Below are 20,735 nucleotides of genomic sequence, written 5' to 3' on the forward strand. Positions count from 1 at the left end.
CCTGGTCATCCTCAATGCAAAAGCACGCGATGCGCGCAACGAGTTCGTAATTGCAACTTGACACCCCAGATAGTCGCTCTCCCCCTTCCGGAGGGAGAGGAAGGGAGCCAGCCTGTATAAGCTCGCACCTTTCCTCTACCCCGTCGATCGGGGGAGAGGTGTCGAGCGTAGCTCGACGGAGTGGGGGTCGACTGTTCATCAAAGCAATGCTTCCGCCTGGTTGCCCGCTTGCCGTAGGTTACGCGCTATCTTCGTTGTACCAATTTTGCGGCGGCTGCGCGTTTCAGGAACGGCTTCCCCCACTCCGTCGCCGCTTCGCGACGTCACCTCTCCCCCCTCTGGAGGGAGAGGAAAGAGCCAGCCGGTATAAGTTCGCGCCTTTCCTCTCCGCCGTCGATCGGGGGAGAGGTGTCGAGCGCAGCTCGACGGAGTGGGGGTCGACTGTTCATCAACAACACGGCCGATCAAAAATCGGTCGGCGCGCCGCCTTCGGACCGGCGCTTGGCGACGAAGGCGTTGAGTTCCTCGCGGATGGCCGGGTCCATGTAAGGCTCCTCATAGGACGCCAGCCGTTCCTTCCAGACCTTGTTGGCCTTTTCGAGCGCCGTCGGCGAGCCGGCTTCCGCCCAGGTCTCGTAATTGCGCCAGTCGGACAGGATCGGCGAGTAGAAGGCGGTCTTGTAGCGGTCCTGCGTGTGCTGGGTGCCGAAGAAATGGCCGCCGGGGCCGACCGACTGGATGGCGTCGAAGCCGAGCGCCTCGTCGGAAAGGTCGAGCGGGGTCAGGAATTCGGCCACCATCTGCAGCAGGTCGATGTCCAGGATGGTCTTCTCGTAGGAGCAGCGCAGGCCGCCCTCGAGCCAGCCGGCGGCATGCATCATCAGATTGCCGCCGCCCTGGATGGCGCCCCACAGCGAGAACACGCTTTCATAAGCCGCCTGCGCGTCGACCGTGTTGGCGGCGCAAGTGTTGGAGGTGCGGTAGGGGATGTTGTAGCGGCGGGCAAGCTGGCCGCCGACAAGCTGCGCCTTCATGTATTCCGGCGTGCCGAAGGCCGGCGAACCGGACTTCATGTCGACATTGGAGGTGAAGCCGCCATAGCCGACGGGCGCGCCCTTGCGCACCATCTGGGCGAAGGCGATGCCGGCAAGCGCCTCGGCGTTCTGCTGCACCAGTGCGCCGGCGATGGTGACAGGCGCCATGGCCCCCGACAGGGTGAACGGCGTGACGACGACGACCTGGCCCTTGCTCGACATCTGGATGATGCCCTCCATCATCGGCACATCGAGTTTCAGCGGCGAATTGGTGTTGATGATAGTGAAGACCGACGGCTCTTCCAGCATCTGCTCGTGGCTGATGCCGCGCGCGATCCTGGCGATCTCGATGCCGTCGACATTGCGCTCCTTGCCGAGCGAATAGATGTGGAACACCTTGTCGGTCAGCACGCTGAGATCGCGGATACATTCGAGGTGGCGGACGGACGGATGGATATCGGTCGGCTCGACCGGGTAGCCGCCCGTGCAGTTCAGGATGTTGTGCATCTGCGCAAGCTTGAGGAAGTTGCGGTAGTCCTGCTGGTTGCCGGGCCGGCGGCCACGATCGATATCGGAGCAATTGGGCGCCGACGCCATCATCGAGATGATCACATTGTTGCCGCCGAAGCGCACATTGTGAGCGGGATTGCGGGCATGGATGGTGAACTCCGACGGGCAGTGCGACACCAGTTCCAGGATCATGTCGCTGTCGAAGCGCACCCGTTCGCTGCCGTCGCGCACATCGGCGCCATGCGCCTTCATGATGCTCCGGGCCTCGTCATGCAGCACGTCGACGCCGATTTCCCGCAGCACGCGCAGGGAAGCGAGGTGGATCGATTCCAGCTCGTCGTCGGAGACCAGCCTGGTTGGCGCCAGCGGGTTCTTCAGCTGGCGAAAAGCCGGCTGCTCGAACGCGGCCGAGCCGCCGGCGCGCTTTCCGGCGCGGCCGCCGCGACGGGCGCGGTCAGTGGCCAATGCCGGTTCCAAGGGTTGTAGGGCGGCGGTCATGATGGTCCTCGTAGGATGCGATAGCGGGCGGCATAATGGACCGGCGGCTGCCCAGCCATTGCGGAGGCGGCGACCACTAGGGCGAGGGAAGCGACATGTCGGAACGGCAGTTGCGCGGCCACGACATCGGCCTGATCCCGCCGCCTCGTTGGCTTAAGCGGATTTCGGCGGCCGGCCCTTCCTTTCCCGGGATCGAACCGATAGCTACTCGGCTTGCCGGCCGGATGGCCAGCAGTTCATTTGGATGGCAGCATGGTCGCGACCGGCTCGAGCGAAGGCGAAGCAGGAACGCAATGGGCAGCGCTTGCCGGCGTCACCGCGGCACTTGCCATGTTCGGCGCTGCGCAGGGGTTGAGCTCGCCGCTGTTCACGCTGCTGATGCAGAAACAGGGCATGTCGCCGGCGCTGATCGGCTTGTCGGCGGCGATGATGCCGCTCGGGCTGATCCTTTCGGCTTCCTTCGTGCCGGCCGCGGTGCGGCTGGTCGGTGGGCGCAACCTGGCGGTCGGCTGCTCGCTGATCGGCGCGCTCTGCTTCCTGGGCATCGGCTATCTGCAGGACTGGGTGGCTTGGTTCGTCATCCGCTTCATCATCGGCGTCGTCATCAACCCGCTCTACATCCTCGGCGAGGTGTGGGCACTGTCGCTGGCGCCGCCATCGCGGCGCGGCAGGGTGATGGGCGTGTTCAACACGCTGATGGGCGCCGGTTACGCCGCCGGACCATTCGCGCTGACCCTGCTCGGTACGTCGGGCTGGGCGCCCTTCATGGTCGGCGTCGCCGGTTTCGCGCTCTGCGCGGTGATCCTGCACGCGGTCTCGTCTAAGCTCACCGGTTTTGAGGATGACGGCCAGCCTGCCAGCGGCCTCGTCGGCTTTGCCAGGATGGCGCCGGCGCTGCTGCTTGCCGTGCTTGTCTCGGCGGCGGTCCAGCAGAGCACCTATGCGCTGGTCCCGGTCTTCGGCGCCAGCTACGGCCTGGCCGAAGCCGTTCTGGCCTCGCTGGTGATGGCGCTTTCCCTCGGAAACATCCTGCTGCAGATACCACTCGGTCTTCTGGCGGAGCGTTTTGGCGGCCGCGCCATGATCATCGTCTGCGCGCTGGCAACAACCGTTTGCGCGCTTTTGCTGCCTCTGCTGATCACAACGCCGTTGATCTGGGTCGTGCTGCTGGTGATGGGCGCGGTCGGTTACGGCGTCTACACCATGGCATTGGTCGAACTCGGCAGCCGGTTCAAGGGCTCTGTGCTGGTCGCCGGCAACGCTGCCTTTGCACTGATGTGGGGCGTCGGTGGCATCGTCGGCCCACCCGGTGCCGGCCTGCTCATGCAAGGCATCGGCCCGCTCGGGCTGCCGGTCGTGATCGCCGGCCTCGACGCGGTGCTGGTGATGTTCGCGCTGTATCGGTCGTCCGTGCGCCGAGCTTCCTGACGAGCCCAACCTCCTGACAGGCCCAGCCTCCTGACAGGCCCAGCCTCCTGACAGGCATTGTCTGGAGCAAGCGGTTTTCGTCCGCCAGGGGCTTACCACCACGTTGCTCAAGCGCTAATCCTGCAGCCTTGATAGCGGTGCGCACATGAATTTGGTTGAATCGAACAAGGACGAAACGATGCAATGGGCTGCGATCACCGGTGTGATCGCGACCGTCTCGGTGTTCGCCATTGCGCAAGGGTTGTCCTATCCGCTGCTGAGTTTCATCCTGCAGCGCCAAGGCGTTTCGCCCGCGATGATCGGCTTGTCGGCGGCCATGACGCCGATCGGTTTCATCCTGTCGTCGCCATTGATCCCGGCGCTGGCGCGGCGGTTCGGGGCAGGGCGCACGGCGCTTACCTGTGCGGCCTTTTCGGCTGTCGTGCTGGCGCTGATCGGCTGGACGCAAAATGTCTATTTGTGGTTTCCCCTGCGCTTCCTGATCGGTGTGGTGACCAACCCGCTCTATGTGCTGAGCGAGATCTGGGTCATCGCGCTGGCGCCGCCGGCCCGGCGAGGGCGCGTCATGGGTGTCTATTCGACGATCATCTCGGCCGGTTTCGCGGCCGGGCCACTGTGCCTGCTTGCAGTCGGCACCGAGGGCTGGCCGCCCTTCCTCGTCGGCATCTCCGCCTTCGTGCTGTGCGGCATTTGCCTGGGCTTGGTGCTGCCGCGCTTGCCCAAGGTCGACGAGGCCGGGCATCAAGTTTCCGTCCTGGGTTTCGTGCCGCTGGCGTGGCTGCTTTTGTTTGCCGTCATAGTCGCCGCCGGTTTCGAACAGGGCGCGCTGGCATTGCTGCCTGTCTATGGCACCCATCACGGCATTACCGAGATCCGCATGTCGGCGCTGCTGTCGGTGATGATTGCCGGCAATATCGCCATGCAGGTGCCGCTAGGCCTGCTGGCGGAGAGGCTTTCCGCGCGCCTGGTGCGGCTTGCCTGCGTCGCGATCACGGTGCTCGGCTGCGTCCTGCTTCCGCTTCTCATCGAATCGCCGCTCATCTGGCCAATGATCTTTGTCTGGGGCGCGGTTTCCTACGGCATCTACACGATGTCGATCATCGAGCTCGGCGAACGCTTCACCGGCTCCGCACTGGTTGCCGGTAATGCGGCCTTTTCCTTGATGTGGGGCGTCGGCGGTATCGCCGTGCCGCCGCTGGCGGGCGGCGCGATGGATATTTTGGGTGCCGGCGGGCTGCCGATCACGCTTGGGCTGCTGTGCCTGGCGCTGGCTATTGCTAGCCTCGCTGGTGGGCGGAAAGCCTCAATTGTGCGCTGAGCCTAGTGAATATCGATACGGCCTATCGGCGTTGGCTTTTTCAAAGCAACGCGTTTATCGGAGACCTCATGCCCAAGCCTGCCACCCAGACGCCGAATTCCACCCCCTCGACCGACGATCCCTTCCTCTGGCTGGAGGACAGGACGGCCAAGCAGTCACTGGACTGGGTACATCGCCAGAACGAGGTCACGGTTGGCGAATTGCAGGGTGATCCGTCCTATCAGGCGTCGTTCCAGACCGCGCTCGACCTGATGACGGCCGAGGACAACATCGCGGTCGGCGCCGCCATTGCCGGCCATGTCTATAATTTCTGGCAGGACAAGACCAATGTGCTCGGACTCTGGCGCCGCACGACGGTCGCTTCCTACAAGACCGAGAAGCCCGATTGGGAAACGATCATCGACTTCGACCAGCTTGCGGCGAAGGAGGGGGTGAAGTGGGTGTTCAGCGGCGCCAGCCGGCTCTATCCGGACTTCAACCGCTGCCTGGCGAGCATGTCGCCCGATGGCGGCGACGCCAGCGAGATGCGCGAATTCGACATCGAAACTAAATCGTTCGTAGAAGATGGGTTTCACGCGCGGGCGTCGAAGTCGGGCTTCAGCTGGCTGGACAAAGACACCGTGATTGTTTCCGCTGCGTTCGAAGAGTCCGACAAGACCGACTCCGGTTATCCGCGTGTGATCAAGCTCTGGAAGCGCGGCACCAAGCTGGAAGACGCGACACCGATCTTCGAGGCGCAGAAAGAGGATCTCGCCGTTGGTGCCGCTGTCGAGTACGACGGCGACAGACGCTATCTGATCCTGGCCCGGACGCTGAATTTCTTCGCTTCGCACATCTTCCTGCGGCTGCCTTCCGGCGAAAACAAACAGCTGCCTCTGCCGGACGACATGACCGATACGGCAATATTCAGGGATCAGCTCGTGTTCGGCGTGCGCAGTCCATGGACGGCGCCCGACGGCACGGTTTGCAAGCCCGACGGCCTCTATTCGCTGGATCTCGCGCACTGGGTCAAGATCGGCGCGCTCGGGCCTGTCGAAACCTTGTTCGAGCCGGCATATCGCGTTTCCATAGCCGGCGTTGCCCGCACGCGGGACCGGCTGTTCATCAGCCTGATGGACAATGTGCGCGGCAAGGTCGTCGTCTGCGAGCGCAAGGATGGCAACTGGTCGCTGAAACCGGTGGCGCTGCCCGAAAATGGCAATGTCGGCATCAGCCATGCCGAGCAGTTCGGCTCGAGCGTGTCCTTCTCCTTCACCGATTTCCTGACGCCGAGTTCGATCATCTGGTCTGACGACAATGGCGAGACGCTAGAAACCGTGAAGTCGCAGCCGGCGCGTTTCGATGCCTCGCCGCTGATCTCGGAACAGTTCGAGGCGCGCTCCAAGGACGGCACGATGATCCCTTATTTCGTCGTCAGGCGGCGCGATCAGAAGGGGCCGGTGCCGACGCTGCTTTACGGCTATGGCGGTTTCGAAGTGCCGCTGCTGCCCGGCTATGCCGGCGTGCGCGGCAGGCTATGGCTGGAAAGGGCAATGCCTATGTGCAGGCCTGCATCCGTGGCGGCGGCGAGTTCGGCCCGGCCTGGCATCAAGCGGCGCTCAAGGGCAATCGCCAAAACGGATTCGATGATTTCGCAGCGGTCGCGCAGGACGTCGTCAAGCGCGGCATCGCGACAGCAAGCTCACTCGGCATCCAGGGTGGTTCGAATGGCGGCTTGCTGACCGGCGTTTCCTTGACGCAGCATCCCGAGCTTTTCGGCGCCGTCATTATCGAGGTGCCGCTGCTCGACATGCTGCGTTACGCCGAATTGCCGCCCGGCGCCTCGTGGATGGCCGAATACGGCGATCCGTCGAAACCCGAAGACGCGAAGTGGCTTTCAGCCTACTCGCCCTACCAGCATGTCGACGCCGCTGCCGCCTATCCGCCGGTGCTGCTGACCACATCGACCGCTGACGATCGGGTCCATCCCGGCCATGCGCGCAAGATGGCCGCCCGCCTGCAGGAAGCCGGCCATGCCAGGACGCTGTTCTTCGAGGAGACCGAGGGCGGCCATGGCGGGCGTGGCGACCGCCGGCCGCAGGCGGCGCAGACGGCGATGAAATATGTCTTCCTGCAGAGGGCGCTGACAGCCAAGGCCTAGACTCATTCCGTTATGGGCCAAGCAAAGGGTGGTTCTCCTCGACCAGCCTTTGCTCTAAGATGGCTTCCATGGCTCTCGTCAGGATGTTGATTGACGCATTTGAGGCTCGCGCATTGCGGGTCGCGGTGACGCCGTCACCGCGTACGCTGCGCGCCGAGCTTTTGCGGCTGTGCGCCCGCATCGGCTATTCGCCACCTCTCTGCCTCTGAAGCATTCGCCCCGGCTTGCCGGATAGAATCCAGAGGAAAGATCAGACATGACCTATCAGAATTATTCGCTGAAGCAGCTTCAGCAGATCGACGCCGCGCATCATCTGCATCCGTTCACCGACCACAAGGAAATGCGCGGGGCCGGGTCGCGCATCATCACCCATGCCAACGGCCCTTTCATCTACGATTCCGAAGGGGCTGAAATCCTCGACGGCATGGCCGGGCTGTGGTGCGTCAACATCGGCTATGGCCGTGACGAGCTGGCCGACGCCGCCTATGCCCAGATGAAGGAACTGCCTTATTACAACTCCTTCTTCAAATGCTCGACGCCGACGCCAGTGCTGCTGTCCAAGAAGCTGGCGGAGATCGCGCCGAAGCACGTCAACCAGGTGTTCTATGGCTCGTCGGGCTCGGAGGCCAACGACACGGCCCTGCGCCTCGTGCGCCACTATTGGGTGCTGGAAGGCCAGCCGGAGAAGAACCGCATCATCTCGCGCAAGATGGCCTATCACGGCTCGACCGTTGCCGGCACCTCGCTCGGTGGCATGGATGGTATGCACAAGCAGCTCAACGGTGCGGTGCCCAACATCGTCCATGTGATGATGCCCTACGCCTATGAACTGGCGCTGCCTGGCGAGAGCGATCATGATTTCGGCCTGCGCGCGGCCGGGGCTGTCGAGGAGGCGATCCTCGAAGCCGGCGCCGACAAGGTTGCCGCGTTTATCGGCGAGCCGGTCATGGGGGCGGGCGGCGTGAAGATACCGCCGGCAAGCTACTGGCCGGAAGTGCAGCGCATCTGCCGCAAATACGATGTCCTGTTGATGCTGGACGAAGTCATCACCGGTTATGGCCGCACCGGCGAATGGTTCGCCGCCCAGACGCTCGGCATCGAGCCCGACACGATCACCACCGCCAAGGCTCTGACCTCGGGCTATCAACCGCTGTCGGCATTGCTGGTTGGCGACCGCATCGCCTCGACGCTGGTCGAGAAGGGCGGCGAGTTCAACCATGGCTACACCTATTCCGGCCACCCGGTGGCCTGCGCCGTGGCGCTGAAGAACCTCGAGATCATCGAGCGCGAAGGGCTGGTCGACCGCGTCAGGAACGACACCGGTCCTTATTTCGCCAAGGCGTTGCAGGAGCGCATTGCCGGACATGATCTGGTCGGCGAGGTGCGTTCGATCGGACTGATGGGCGCGATCGAGATCGTCAAGGACAAGGCGACCAAGGAGCGGTTCCTGCCGGCTGGAAGTGCGGCGGTGACCGTGCGCGATCATGCCATCGCGCACGGCATGATGCTGCGCGCTACCGGCGACACGATGATCCTGTCGCCGCCGCTGATCTGGACCCGCGATACGATCGATATGGCCTGCGATCGCATCTCGAAGGCGCTGGATCTGGCGCAAGCCGATCTGCGCAAGCGGTAGAACTCGACCCCTCGGCTGGGCGCTCCTCGGCGGGAGCGCCCAGCCTTGAGGCCATGCTGACGCGGGGAGCGAACGAATTCCACCACAAGCGCGTAGTGTGTGGGGCTGCGGCTGATTCGGCCGCGACAAGGGGTTTTGTTTCCATGAGAAAGACCGGCAAGAGCCGACGGACGCAAGAAGCGGCCAGCATCGGCGGCGACCTGATGCTGGCGCCGCTGGTGGCGATGATGCGGCTGCCGTTGATGACCATGGATGGCGGGAGCAGCCAGCCATGGAGCACGGAGACCGCGCGTGCGGTAAACGAGAAGACCGCCGCTATGGCCGAAGGCGTGTTTGCGGCGCAAATGTCCTTCCTGCAATCGGCATCGCGGTTCTGGCCGGAAATCTTTTCCGGCCGCACGCCGTCGCTGTTCAACGGGGTCGCGGCGGAGCGCTCGATCAGCGCCGCGCTGAAGCCGGCAAGCCGTGCCGTGAAAGCGAATTTTCGCCGGCTGTCCAACAAGACCTGACAGAAGTTGCAGAACTTTGATTTTGCGCATTGACGGGCGCATGCGCTAGAATCAGTCGGTACGTCACCGATGAGGGACACGATGGCCGGACAACCGCTCAACCAGCCGGCTGAAATTCCAGCCGAACTCGACCGCTGGAACTGGGGCGCCTTCTTCCTCAACTGGATCTGGGGCATCGGCAACAGCACTTTCATCGCGTTGCTGGCGCTGATCCCTGTCGTCAACATCATCATGATCATCGTGCTGGGCGCGCGCGGCAGCCGCTGGGCTTGGCAGAACCGCGCCTGGCGTGACGCGGAACAGTTTCGCAAGACGCAGCGCAACTGGGCAATCGCCGGCCTTGCCGTCTGGGTTGTCGGGATTGGCGGCTGCGCGACGATGGTGGGCAGCATTCCCTACGTCCTGAAAGGCAGCGATGCCTATCACATGACGATGGACAGGCTTCGCGCCGACGACCGCGTCAAGGCGGCGTTGGGTGATGATTTGACCGACAGTTTCTGGGTCGGCGGCCATCTCAACGTCAATGCAAATGGGGCCGGCGACGCCCAGTTCGGCATTCCGGTCCACGGCGCCAAGGGCAAGGGCACGGCCTATTCGACCGCTGTCCGGACAGCCGGCACATGGAGCTTGCGCCTGCTGGTCGTCAGGGTCGAGGGAACCAATGCGCCGATCGTGCTGATCAACGAAGATCATGTCCCGATCCCGAATGCTGCAATCGGAATATAGCTGGGCAAAACGCAAAAAAAGCAGCCTAAACACGGGCGCGAAGGCTGACAGTTCGGTCGGCTTTGTGGCCCAACAATCGGGTCACCACTGCTGCGTTCCAGACAAGGAAATATGCTGAAAAGCCGGATGCTGTCTGACAGTATGCGCATGCGTTCATGTGGGCCGGTGGCAATTTCATACAAGGGCACGCGCATATGGTGAGTTCCTTTCGTGCGGTCGTGGTCGGTGGCGGCTGTGTGGGTGCCGGCATTCTCTACGGCCTGGCAAAGCGCGGCTGGACCGATGTGGCATTGTTGGAGCGAACGCAGCTTACGGCCGGGTCGACATGGCATGCCGCGGGGCTCATCCCCTCTTACGCGCGCAGCCGCAATGTCGGCCGCATGATCGCCAGGTCGATCGAAATCTATGAGGGGCTGGAGGCGGAGACGGGCCAGAACGTCGGCTGGCACAAATGCGGCCAGCTGCGCATTGCCAACACGCGCGACAGGCTGGACGAGTACAGAAGCTACATGGACGTTGCCGAGGTCCAGGGTGTGCGGGCCCGGATCGTATCGCCCGCGGAGGCGCGAGAGATCTGGCCGCTGCTCGACAACAACAGCATGCTGGGCGCCCTCTACCATCCCGATGACGGCCACATTGCACCCGCCGATGTCACCCAGGCCATGGCCAAGGGTGCACGCGACCTCGGCGCGAAGATCCATCTTGATACCGAGGTCGTGGGTTTCGAGCGGATGCCGAGCGGCGAGTGGAGGGTCAAGACCTCGCGCGGTGACATCGTTTGCGAACATGTCATCCTTGCGACCGGCAATTACGCACGCCAGACAGGCGCCATGCTGGGCCTGGACATTCCCGCGATCCCGATCCTGCATCAGTACTGGATCACCGAGTCGGTTCCCGAGGTGGTGGAACGCAAACGGCTTGGTCTTCCGGAGATGCCGATCCTCAGGGACGAGGGTTACGAGGGCTATCTGCGCGAAGAGGGGGACGGGCTGATGTTCGGCCCCTATGAGCGTACCGAGCAGCTCAAGCTGTTCGCCGAAAACGGCGTCCCGGAATGGTTCGGCGCCGATCTGCTCGATGAAGATTTCGACGCCGTTTCCTGGAACTGGGAGCGCGCGACCGAACTGGTCCCCGCACTAGGCCGCGCCGGCATCAAGCGGAATGTGCGAGGGCCTTTCCAGATGACGGCCGATGAACTGCCGCTGATGGGGCAGGCGTGGGGCCTGGAGAATGTCTGGCTCGCCGAAGGGGTGCCGGGGGGCATCCTTTGGGGCGGTGCGATTGGCTACTACCTCTCCGAACGGATCGTGGAGGGTGGCAACAGCATCGACACGGCGGAGCTGGATCCCCGTCGGTTCGGCCAATATGCCAACAAGAACTGGACCCGGGCAAAGGTCCGGGAAGCCTGGGGCACCCACGCCGCACAGCACTATCCAGGCCAGGACATGCCGGCGGCACGACCGCAGAAAACGGCCCCTTCCTATGACCGTCTAAGCCAGCTCGGCGCGGTGTGGGATGTGTTGAACGGCTGGGAGATGCCGAGCTGGTTTGCGCCTGCCGGTGTCGAAGCGCGCAACGTCTACAGCTGGCGCTGGACCCCCAAAGGGAACCACGTCGCCGCGGAGGTCCAGGCTGTCCGCCAGACCGCTGGCCTGGTCGAGATGACACCAATGACCAAGTTCGAGGTCAGCGGACCGGGCGCAAGGGACTGGCTCGACGGAATCCTGGCCAACAGACTGCCGCGTCCCGGTCGCGTCGCTCTTGCCCATCACCTGACGCCGGCCGGCGGCGTGCAGGCCGAGTATGTGGTGGCGCGGCTGCAGAGCGACCTGTTCTATCTCATATCGACGCCGCGCGCAGAGCGCTGTAACCTTGACGATCTCCGCCGGCTGTTGCCGAAGGACGGCAGCGTGCATCTGCGCAACGTCACGGAGGATCGCGGCAGCTTCACGGTGGTTGGGCCGAAGGCGCGCGACATATTGCAGCCGCTGACGGAAATAGATCTCTCCAACGAGGCCTTCCCCTGGTTCAGCGTGCAGTCCGGCACTGTCGGCATGGCCAGCGACGTGCGACTGCTGCGCGTCAACTATTCGGGCGAATTGGGATGGGAGCTCTATCATCCGCTCTGCTATCAGCGGCATTTGCTGGATGCGCTCCTGGCCTCGGGGGAGGCGCACGGACTGAGGCTGGTCGGACTTCAAGCGCTGGAATCGCTTCGTCTCGATAAATCCTACCGCGCCATGTATCGCGACATGAATCTCGAACTGTCGGCCTGGGAGAGCGGCCTCGACCGATTCATGAGCCTCGACAAAGGGGACTTCATCGGCCGCGCGGCACTGGTCGCAAAACAGAAGCAGGGGGCGGCACGCCGGATCGCCACGCTGTCGATCGATACGGACGGTGCGAGCGCGTTCGCCTTCGAGGGCGTCTACCGCGAAGGCGAGCTCGTCGGCCACATCACCTCTGCGGGCTACTCCTACACTTTCGGTCACGACATCGCACTTGCGCTGTTGCCCCTGGAACTTGTGTCGCCCGGTATCGAGCTCGAGGTGTCCATCCTCGGCGAGCGCCGCGCGGCCAAGGTGATCGCCGACTCGCCCTATGATCCGGAAGGCGCCCGCGGGCGCATGTGAGGCATCCCGGAGTACAGTTTCCGGGTTATCGATGTCTCAAAACGTGCTGCAGGGCAAAACGCAAAAACCGCGCTCCATCAGGAACGCGGCTTTGCCAGATACGCATGGCGCTTCGCTACGCAAACACTTTGCGAAACTTATGGCACTTGTCGAAACTTACGGGCTCCGGTACGCGAGACCTGATCCGGAGCGCCGGGCGGATGAGATATGTCCGCCTCGCAGTCCGTTTTATAGGGACATCGTTACCGCGGAGTTATCGAGAGCTTAAGCAAATCTAAATTTGCATTTTTTCCACCGAAGGAAACCGGAAAAACCCGCCAAATCCAAGGGTTACGCTGGGTTACCCCTGAGAAAATTAATTATGCCGGAGAAATCGACGCCGCCATGTCCCTGGGCGTTGAACAAGGCATAGAGCTGGGCTGCTTCGGCACCAAGCGGCGTTACAGCACCCGCGCTTTGCGCGGCTTCCTGGGACAATTTCAGGTCTTTCAGCATCAGTGCTGCTGCAAATCCTGGGTTGTAGTCCCTGTTTGCGGGCGAAGTCGGCACCGGGCCGGGCACCGGGCAATAGGTGGTCAAGGACCAGCATTGCCCCGACGAGGTTGAGGCGACGTCGAACAGCGCCTGGTGTGACAGGCCGAGCTTTTCCGCCAGCACGAAGGCTTCGGCGACACCGATCATCGAAATGCCGAGGATCATGTTGTTGCAGATCTTTGCCGCCTGGCCGGCGCCGTCGCCGCCGCAATGGACGATGCGGCCGGCCATCGGCTTCAGGATCGGCTCCGCGGTTGCAAAGGCGTCATCGGAGCCTCCGGCCATGAAGGTCAGCGTGCCGGCTGCGGCACCGCCGGTGCCGCCTGAGACGGGCGCATCGATGGATAGCAGGCCGTGTTTGGCGGCTATGGCGTGCACCTTGCGCGCCGACTCCACATCGATGGTGGAGGAATCGATGAACAGCGCCCCCTTTTTCGCCTTGGGCGCGATGTCTTCGTAGACGGAGAGCACATGCTTGCCAGCGGGAAGCATCGTAATCACCACATCGGCATCCTTCGCTGCGGCAACGGCATTGGCCATCACAGTCACGCCATGCTCTCGGGCGACGGTGAGGCTTTCCGGCACAAGGTCGAAACCATTCACCGCATGCCCCGCCTTGACCAGGTTAGCGGCCATCGGATTACCCATGTTCCCTAGGCCGATGAAGGCAATGGTGCTCATAATGGTGCTCCGTGATTTGGGCTAGGCAGTAGGCAGTAGGCAGTAGGCAGTAGGCAGTAGGCAGTAGGCATGTCTATTCCGGTGTAAGTCTGACAATGAGTTGGCGAAGCATTTTGCCGATGCCCTCGGTCGATATCAGCAAGTGATCAGCTTGATCATGCGTGGCAAGGCCAATGCGTTCGGCGATCTGGAGGTGTGTCTCGAACTCCTTCAGCGAGCCTTGGGCGATCCGGAGAAATTGCTGATAAGAGCCTCTGTTGTCTCGACCATAACCTTCGGCGATGTTTGCAGGGATAGAGGTCGCTGAACGGCGGATTTGGCTGGTCAACCCGTACAATTCTTCCTTGGGCCATGCCTTGGTCAAAGAATAGGTGGCGACAGCCAGATCCATCGCCTGCTGCCACACGATAAGATCCTTGTACGAACTGATCTTGCCGGTCATCTCACTGCCTACTGCCTACTGCCTACTGCCTACTGCCTACTGCCTACTGCCTACTGCCTACTGCCTACCAATCAGCGCCCGCGCGATGATGACGCGCATGATCTCGTTCGTGCCTTCCAGGATCTGGTGTACCCGCAGGTCCCGCACCAGCTTCTCGATGCCGTAGTCATGCAGGTAGCCATAGCCGCCGAGCAGCTGCAGTGCGTCGTTGGCGACGTTGAAGCCGGTATCGGTGACGAAGCGCTTGGCCATCGCCGACCATTTGCCGGCATCCGGCGCCTTGCTGTCGAGCTTCGAGGCGGCGGCATAAAGGAAAATACGCGCCGCCTGCAGCTCGGTCTCCATGTCGGCCAGTCTGAACTGCAGCGCCTGGAACTGGTTGATCTTCGAGCCGAAGGCCTTGCGCTCGGCGGTGTAGGAAAGCGCCTTGTCGAGCGCCGACTGCGCGCCGCCCAGCGAACAGGCTGATATGTTCAGCCGGCCGCCGTCGAGCCCGGCCATGGCGATGCCGAAGCCCGCGCCTTCGCCGGACAAAAGGTTTTCCGCCGGCACCTTGCAATCCTCGAAAATCACCTGGCGGGTCGACTGCATGTGCCAGCCCATCTTGTGCTCGTTGGCGCCGAAGGAGAGGCCTGGCGCGTCTTTCGGCACGATGATGGTGGAAATGCCTTTCGGCCCCTCGGCACCGGTGCGCACCATGACGGCGTAGACATCGCTGTCGCCAGCGCCGGAGATGAACTGCTTGGTGCCGTTGAGGACATAGTCGTCGCCGCTCCTGACCGCACGGGTCTTGAGCGCCGCGGCATCGGAGCCGGAGCCGGGCTCGGTCAGGCAGTAGCTCGCCAGCCATTCCATCGACGTGAGCTTGGGCAGGAAGCGCTGGCGCTGCTCGTCATTGCCGAAACGGTCGATCATCGAGGCCACCATGTTGTGGATCGAGATGAAGGACGAGAAGGCCGGATCGGCGTGCGCAAGCGCCTCGAAGATCAGTACGGCATCGAGCCGGCCGAGCGCGGAACCACCGACGTCATCGCTGATATAGATGCCGCCAAGGCCGAGCGGCCCGGTCTCGCGGATCACGTCGGCCGGGAAATGCTTGTTGCGGTCCCAGTCTAACGCATTCGGCGCGACACGGTCTGCGGCGAAGGCCTGCGCCATCTCCTGGATGGCGCGCTGCTCCTCGTTAAGTTCGAACTGGCTGGTGCTCGCATCGACCGCGGCGTCCATGGCGTGCTCCCTAATCTTCGACCTGTTGGCCTGTCGTTTTTGGCTTTGCGCGCGCACCAATCTAGACCAATGATGCCGCCGCGCAACCCGAGCCTATCAACCGGCCATTTGGGGAGCGGCTGTGCATCAATGCATGTCCGGAGCACAATGTGACGACAAAATTCGATGAACTGCTGGGCCGGTTCCACGCATACCTTGCGTCCGTGGATCACGCCTTGGTGCGCGAAGCCGTGGCGCGCATTGGCTGGGGCATGCCGGCCCGCACGCTGGAGCCACATCCGCTTGCCTGCCTGCGCCATCTTGATCGCGCCGCCGAACTGGCGCCGTCGGATGCCAAGCCGCTGGTGCAACTGCTTGCCGAGCGTCGGAATGATTTCCGCTGGGGGCAGACCTACAGCGAGGCGGATTTCGGAAAAGAGTTCATCGACAATTACGGCTGGCTGGAAGTGTTCGGCAACCGAGGCCACTTCGCCAATGACGCGGTCGCCGCCGGCGTGCTGATCCTTGGGCCTGATATCGTCTATCCCGACCACCATCACATTGCCGAGGAAATCTACATTCCGCTGACCGGCGGTACCGAATGGCGCATGGGCGAGAGCGGCTTTTGCATGCGCACGGCCGGCGAGGTCGTCCACCACGCGTCCAACGTCAATCACGCCATGCGCACCGGCAAGGACCCATTGCTGGCGCTCTACATCTGGCGCGGCGGGCCGCTGGCGCAGAAATCCGATATTACCGGAACCGTGGCGCAGGGCAGGGGCTGATGGCCAAAGCGATCATGCTGCAAGGCACGGGTTCGGATGTCGGCAAGACGGTGCTGGTCGCCGGCCTCTGCCGGGCGGCAAAAAAGCGTGGGCTGAAGGTGCGGCCATTCAAGCCGCAGAACATGTCGAACAACGCCGCCGTCGCCGACATTCCGGGCGACAACAATCATGGCGGCGGCGAGATCGGCCGCGCGCAATGGCTGCAGGCGATCGCTTGCGGTGTTGCGCCATCGGTTCACATGAACCCGGTGCTGCTCAAGCCGCAGACCGATGTCGGCGCGCAGGTCATCGTGCAGGGCAAAATGTTCGGCGAAGCGCGGGCGCGCGACTACCAGGCGATGAAGGGCCGGCTGATGGATGCCGTGCTGGACTCCTGGGGCAAGGTCGGCGAGGGCGCCGATCTGGTCATCGTAGAGGGCGCCGGTTCGCCGGCCGAGATCAACCTGCGCAGCCGCGACATCGCCAATATGGGCTTTGCCACGCGCGCCGACGTGCCGGTGGTGCTGGTCGGCGACATCGATCGCGGCGGCGTCATCGCTTCGGTCGTCGGCACGCATCTGATCCTGCCGGAAGAGGACCGGCGCATGATCGTCGGCTACCTCATCAACAAGTTTCGCGGCGACGTTTCGCTGTTCGACGACGGTCTGAAGTCGATCGAGACATTCACGGGATGGCGCTGTTTCGGTGTCGTTCCGTGGCTGAAGGCGGCGGCACGCCTGCCTTCGGAAGATTCGGTGGTGCTGGAACGGCTGGCATCCGGCGAAGCGCGCGCGCTGAAGGTGGCGGTGCCGATGCTTGGCCGCATCGCCAATTTCGACGATCTCGACCCGCTCAAGGCCGAACCGCAGGTCGAGGTGGTGTTCGTGCCGCCGGGAAAGCCGCTGCCGGCCGATGCCGGACTGGTGGTCATTCCGGGCTCCAAGTCGACGATCGGCGATCTCCTGAAATTCCGCGAGAACGGCTGGGATCGCGACTTGCTGGCCCATCGCAAGCGCGGCGGCCATGTCGTCGGCATTTGCGGTGGTTTCCAGATGCTCGGCCGTGCTGTCCGCGATCCCGACGGCGTCGAGGGCAGCGTCACCGAAGCCGAAGGGCTAGGCCTGCTCGACGTCGAAACGGTGATGGAACCGGAAAAGACGGTGCGCAATATCAGCGCCCGTTCGGTGCAATTCGACTTGCCGCTCGAAGGCTACGAAATCCATCTCGGCCGCACCACCGGACCGGATACGCTGCGGCCGTCGGCAATCATCAATGGCATCGAGGATGGGGCGGTGTCGGCCGACGGCAAGGTGTTGGGTACTTATATGCATGGCCTGTTTGGCGCCGATGGCTTTCGCGCCGCCTACCTTGCGAGCCTTGGCGTCAGCGGCGGCGGCGTCGATTATCGCGCCGAGGTCGAGAAAGCGCTGGACGAGATCGCGGCCGAGCTGGAGACTAATCTCGACTGTGACGCGATTTTTGGGTTGGCTCGATAGATCCCCGTTGGCTAACCACCTTGGCAATTAGCGATAAACGCCGATCACGTCGTCATCCACGGGCGGAGCAAGGAGCGTAGCGACGCGGCGCAGACCCGAGGATGACGAAGTTGAGGACGCCTCGGTCAATCCCCAGCCAGCAGCGCAATAACTCAGGCCTTCTCGCCAGCCTTCGGCCAGTAGGTGCCAAACGACCAGACATTGCCTTCCGGGTCGCGGCAGATGAACTCGCGGCTGCCATAGTCGCGGTTGGTCAATTCCTGGATGATTGTGGCGCCGGCCTTCTTGGCCTTGGCATAGGCGGCATCGGCATCATCGACTGCAATGTAGATCGACTTGCCGCCGCCTGAGCCGGGCTCGCCGACCATCTTGCCGTAGTCGTCGTCGCGCACCGTGCCCAGCATGATCATTGAGGAGCCGAAGACCAGTTCGGCATGGTGCACGACATCGCCTTCGCCATAGCGGGCCCGGACGCTGAAGCCGAAAGCTTCGCCCAGCCAGTCGATCATTCTTGCCGCGTTCTTGTAGCGCAAAGCGGGATAGAGGCGGGGCGTTTCAGTGGTGGTTGGCATGGGAACCTCCTTCATTTGGGTTGGTCGACAACCCACCCTGCTCAAAGGCCGTTCCGGCGTCTTGAAGAAATGTTACCTGACAGAGAGCGCGGTCGGCGTTTCGCCGGCGAGGTCGCGAAACTCGCGCACCAGATGCGCCTGGTCGGCATAGCCGCAATCGGCGGCGATATCCGCCCAGTCGGCTGCCGGCTGTCTCGACAGGCCGAGCGCCCGGTTGAAGCGGACGATGCGCGACAGCGTCTTGGGGCCGATGCCGATGGCGTTGGAAAAACTGCCGGCGAGATGTTTGCGGCTCCAGCCCAGTCTTTCGGCGATCGATGCAATGCGGGTCCGGCCGCCGGATGTGATGATGCGGTCATAGGCCCAGGCGATTTCGAGCGGCGTTTCCGCGGCGTTCTCGAGACGGGCGGTGACGAAGGCTTCGGCCACGTCGAAACGCGTGGCCCAGTCCGGCGCGTTGCCAAGCCGTTCACGCAGCGCCATGCCTTGCGCGCCAAGCACGTCGTCGAGGGCGACCATGCTGTCAGCCAGCTCGCTCATCGGCAGGCGGAAGAAACGGCGTGCGCCAAGCGGCGTGAAGTTGACCTGGACGCAGCAGGCGCCGCCGAAGGATTCGATCACCACCGGTCCGGCATAGAGACCGGCGGCGAAACTGGCGAAGCGGTCATTGTCGCCGGGCGCCTTGCCGAGGCCGATGGCGAAGGGTTCGGCGAAGCTGATGACCAGCGGTACGGTGAGCGACGCGTATTCGACGTTGCGCATATGGCCGGGCGCCATTTCGCGATAGCCGCAAATGTCTGACACAATGCCCTCAAGTCGAGGGTCGGGCAGGCGCCGGCGCATCTCGAACCGCCCGGCGACGGATCGGTCCTGCTCTTGCTGGGGTTGCATATCGACGGGCATTGGCCATCCTTGCGCCAAGTCAAATCTAGCAGACTCGAGGCCGGAATCAAAAGCGCCCGGCTTTTGGCCGGGCGCTCCTCGTCCCCACTTCAAGGGAAATGGTCAGGCGCCGCGCATCAAGCAGCCGCCGGCAAGCACGATGAAAGCAATAAGTACGATCCACACCGATGCGAGTGGAATGAATGCAAGAACGCCAAGCGCGGCGAGGACGCCGATGATGGCGATAACAACGGAGATGATAAAAACGATCTGGGTAGGTGCGCTAAGATTCATGTCTGCCTCTCCAACATGATTCGAACAGCGGCATTCTATCAGGGCGCGTGATCACACACCAATCAAGGCGCGCAGTGGGTTCGCCGGGTCGGCCAGCAGCTTCACAGCAAGCGCCAGGCACACGATTACCAGCAGCGGCTTGATCAGTTTCGCGCCGATGCGCATGGCCAGGCTGGCGCCGACGCGGGCGCCGAGGAACTGGGCAACGCCCATCATCAGGCCGATCTTCCAGTAGACGACGCCGAAGGCCGCGAAGACGATGAAGCCGCCGATGTTGGAGGCGAAGTTGAGCAGCTTGGTATGCGCCGTCGCCTTGAGCACGCCATAGCCGGCGAGCGCCACGAAGGCCAGCATGTAGAAGGAGCCTGCGCCCGGTCCAAACAGGCCATCGTAGAAGCCGATGGCGGGCACAAGGATCAGTCCGAACAGGAAGGGCGACAGCCGCTCGGCGCGGTCGATGTCGTTCATGTTGGGCTTAAACGCGAAGTAGAGCGCGATGGCGATCAGCACGATAGGCAGGGCAGCACGCAGAATGTCACCCGGCACGATCGTTGCCAGCAAGGCGCCGATGGCGCTTCCGACAAGGGCCAGAAGCGCCGACGGCAATTGCCGGCGCAGATCGACATGACCCTTCGATGCGTAGTGGATGGTCGCCGAGCCCGAGCCGAACATGCCTTGCAGTTTGTTGGTGGCGAGCGCCTGGACCGGTGTGAAGCCGGCAAGCAGCAGCGCCGGCACCGTGATCAGCCCGCCACCGCCGGCGATCGAATCGACAAAACCCGCGGCAAAGGCGGCGAAGGCGAGCATGGCGACGGTCTGGATGCTAAGGTCGATCATCTGATGTATGGGGGTATCCGGCCGGCTGAAATATCGGGCGTTCGACCACGGCCACCCTGTTTGCGCAAGGTCGATTCCGCGCTACCTCTATCCAAGCGCATCGCGCTTGGATTTGTATTTGTGTGGTTAACCCGGAAAGAGGCTCCTGATGGCATTCGCATTGCTGGACCAGATACGTCAAATATTCGACGGCGACCCGGGTGTGCGCAAGGTGGCGGACGATCCGGTCCTGTCGGCGGAACTGCTGATGTTGTTTCGCATGATCCTGGCCGACGGGTCTGTCAGCGAGAGCGAGATGGTTGCCTTCCGGCGCATCTGCAAGGACGCCTTCGGCATTGCGGAAAGCAGTATCGACAGCGTCATCGAATATCTCAACGAGTTCGGCTACGAGACCAATGGTTCGCAGGCGATCGCACTGTTCCGCGACCTCGATGTCGAGCGGCGCCGGCAATTGGCCAAACATATGGCGGAGATTGCCAAGGCGGATTCGCAACTGGCCGAGAGCGAGATACGCCTGCTGCGCCGCACGCTCGACCTGCTCGATATCAGCCCGGTCGATGCGGTGAAGCCGCAGGAGTGATTGGGCCGCCTTCTC

The 20,735-nt window shown here is 63.0% G+C and carries 17 protein-coding genes and 1 pseudogene; 10 read left to right on the forward strand and 8 right to left on the reverse strand.

Translation table 11 applies throughout. The features are described 5' to 3' along the window. Positions 1-464: 464 nt before the first annotated feature. Positions 465-2,042, reverse strand: a complete 1,578-nt coding sequence (locus NKJ04_RS32015; RefSeq protein ID WP_352679755.1) for a trimethylamine methyltransferase family protein — start codon at positions 2,040-2,042, stop codon at positions 465-467. Positions 2,043-2,294: 252 nt separating this feature from the next. Between NKJ04_RS32015 and NKJ04_RS32020 the strand changes: the two genes are divergently transcribed. The 7 genes and pseudogenes from NKJ04_RS32020 to NKJ04_RS32050 all read left to right on the forward strand — a co-directional run bounded on the left by NKJ04_RS32020 (position 2,295) and on the right by NKJ04_RS32050 (position 12,432). Continuing rightward, positions 2,295-3,470, forward strand: coding sequence for an MFS transporter (locus NKJ04_RS32020; protein ID WP_352679758.1), 1,176 nt, complete (start codon positions 2,295-2,297; stop codon positions 3,468-3,470). Positions 3,471-3,615: 145 nt separating this feature from the next. Continuing rightward, positions 3,616-4,788, forward strand: a complete 1,173-nt coding sequence (locus NKJ04_RS32025) for an MFS transporter (protein WP_352679761.1) — start codon at positions 3,616-3,618, stop codon at positions 4,786-4,788. Between the two features lie 68 nt (positions 4,789-4,856). Beyond that, a pseudogene (locus tag NKJ04_RS32030) lies at positions 4,857-6,928 on the forward strand (prolyl oligopeptidase family serine peptidase). Positions 6,929-7,184: 256 nt separating this feature from the next. Further along, a complete protein-coding gene (locus NKJ04_RS32035) occupies positions 7,185-8,564 on the forward strand; it encodes an aspartate aminotransferase family protein (protein WP_128303967.1) in 1,380 nt (459 codons plus the stop codon). 143 nt (positions 8,565-8,707) lie between these two features. Further along, on the forward strand, positions 8,708-9,073 hold the full coding sequence (locus NKJ04_RS32040; RefSeq protein ID WP_023812284.1) for a hypothetical protein: 366 nt from the start codon (positions 8,708-8,710) through the stop codon (positions 9,071-9,073). Between the two features lie 81 nt (positions 9,074-9,154). Next, entirely contained in the window at positions 9,155-9,799 is a 645-nt protein-coding gene (locus tag NKJ04_RS32045) for a cytochrome c oxidase assembly factor Coa1 family protein (protein ID WP_023812283.1), read from the forward strand. 194 nt (positions 9,800-9,993) lie between these two features. Then, positions 9,994-12,432, forward strand: a complete 2,439-nt coding sequence (locus tag NKJ04_RS32050; protein WP_352439873.1) for a GcvT family protein — start codon at positions 9,994-9,996, stop codon at positions 12,430-12,432. A gap of 330 nt (positions 12,433-12,762) precedes the next feature. Here NKJ04_RS32050 and mmsB read toward each other — a convergent pair whose 3' ends face one another. The 3 genes from mmsB to NKJ04_RS32065 all read right to left on the reverse strand — a co-directional run bounded on the left by mmsB (position 12,763) and on the right by NKJ04_RS32065 (position 15,316). Continuing rightward, on the reverse strand, positions 12,763-13,647 hold the full coding sequence (gene mmsB, locus NKJ04_RS32055) for a 3-hydroxyisobutyrate dehydrogenase (RefSeq protein ID WP_128303970.1): 885 nt from the start codon (positions 13,645-13,647) through the stop codon (positions 12,763-12,765). A gap of 73 nt (positions 13,648-13,720) precedes the next feature. Beyond that, positions 13,721-14,089, reverse strand: a complete 369-nt coding sequence (locus NKJ04_RS32060) for a four helix bundle protein (RefSeq protein ID WP_023812280.1) — start codon at positions 14,087-14,089, stop codon at positions 13,721-13,723. Positions 14,090-14,146: 57 nt separating this feature from the next. After that, positions 14,147-15,316: an isobutyryl-CoA dehydrogenase gene (locus NKJ04_RS32065; RefSeq protein ID WP_352439876.1), complete on the reverse strand. Its 1,170-nt coding sequence runs from the start codon at positions 15,314-15,316 to the stop codon at positions 14,147-14,149. A 149-nt stretch (positions 15,317-15,465) separates the two neighbouring features. Between NKJ04_RS32065 and NKJ04_RS32070 the strand changes: the two genes are divergently transcribed. Together NKJ04_RS32070 and NKJ04_RS32075 are read left to right on the forward strand one after the other, a co-directional pair. Continuing rightward, positions 15,466-16,080, forward strand: coding sequence for a dimethylsulfonioproprionate lyase family protein (locus NKJ04_RS32070; protein WP_023812278.1), 615 nt, complete (start codon positions 15,466-15,468; stop codon positions 16,078-16,080). Then, positions 16,080-17,555, forward strand: coding sequence for a cobyric acid synthase (locus NKJ04_RS32075; protein ID WP_352679768.1), 1,476 nt, complete (start codon positions 16,080-16,082; stop codon positions 17,553-17,555). The genes NKJ04_RS32070 and NKJ04_RS32075 overlap by 1 nt, the downstream gene beginning before the upstream one ends. Positions 17,556-17,707: 152 nt before the next feature. On the opposite strand, the gene NKJ04_RS32080 is transcribed toward NKJ04_RS32075, so the two are convergent. The 4 genes from NKJ04_RS32080 to NKJ04_RS32095 form a co-directional block, all read right to left on the reverse strand. Beyond that, positions 17,708-18,127 (reverse strand): VOC family protein, encoded by a 420-nt coding sequence (locus NKJ04_RS32080; RefSeq protein ID WP_023812276.1) that lies wholly within the window; start codon positions 18,125-18,127, stop codon positions 17,708-17,710. 72 nt (positions 18,128-18,199) lie between these two features. Continuing rightward, complete coding sequence (locus NKJ04_RS32085) at positions 18,200-19,030, reverse strand: helix-turn-helix transcriptional regulator (RefSeq protein ID WP_023812275.1); 831 nt, start codon at positions 19,028-19,030, stop codon at positions 18,200-18,202. Positions 19,031-19,132: 102 nt separating this feature from the next. Beyond that, complete coding sequence (locus tag NKJ04_RS32090; RefSeq protein WP_023812274.1) at positions 19,133-19,303, reverse strand: hypothetical protein; 171 nt, start codon at positions 19,301-19,303, stop codon at positions 19,133-19,135. Between the two features lie 51 nt (positions 19,304-19,354). Continuing rightward, positions 19,355-20,140 (reverse strand): TSUP family transporter, encoded by a 786-nt coding sequence (locus NKJ04_RS32095; protein WP_023812273.1) that lies wholly within the window; start codon positions 20,138-20,140, stop codon positions 19,355-19,357. Between the two features lie 148 nt (positions 20,141-20,288). Between NKJ04_RS32095 and NKJ04_RS32100 the strand changes: the two genes are divergently transcribed. Continuing rightward, the gene (locus NKJ04_RS32100) at positions 20,289-20,720 is read left to right on the forward strand and encodes a TerB family tellurite resistance protein (RefSeq protein ID WP_352679773.1); all 432 of its coding nucleotides are present in this window, start codon (positions 20,289-20,291) and stop codon (positions 20,718-20,720) included. Positions 20,721-20,735 lie beyond the last annotated feature (15 nt).

The sequence above is a fragment of the Mesorhizobium sp. M0618 genome (genome assembly GCF_040320765.1).
Taxonomy (GTDB): domain Bacteria; phylum Pseudomonadota; class Alphaproteobacteria; order Rhizobiales; family Rhizobiaceae; genus Mesorhizobium.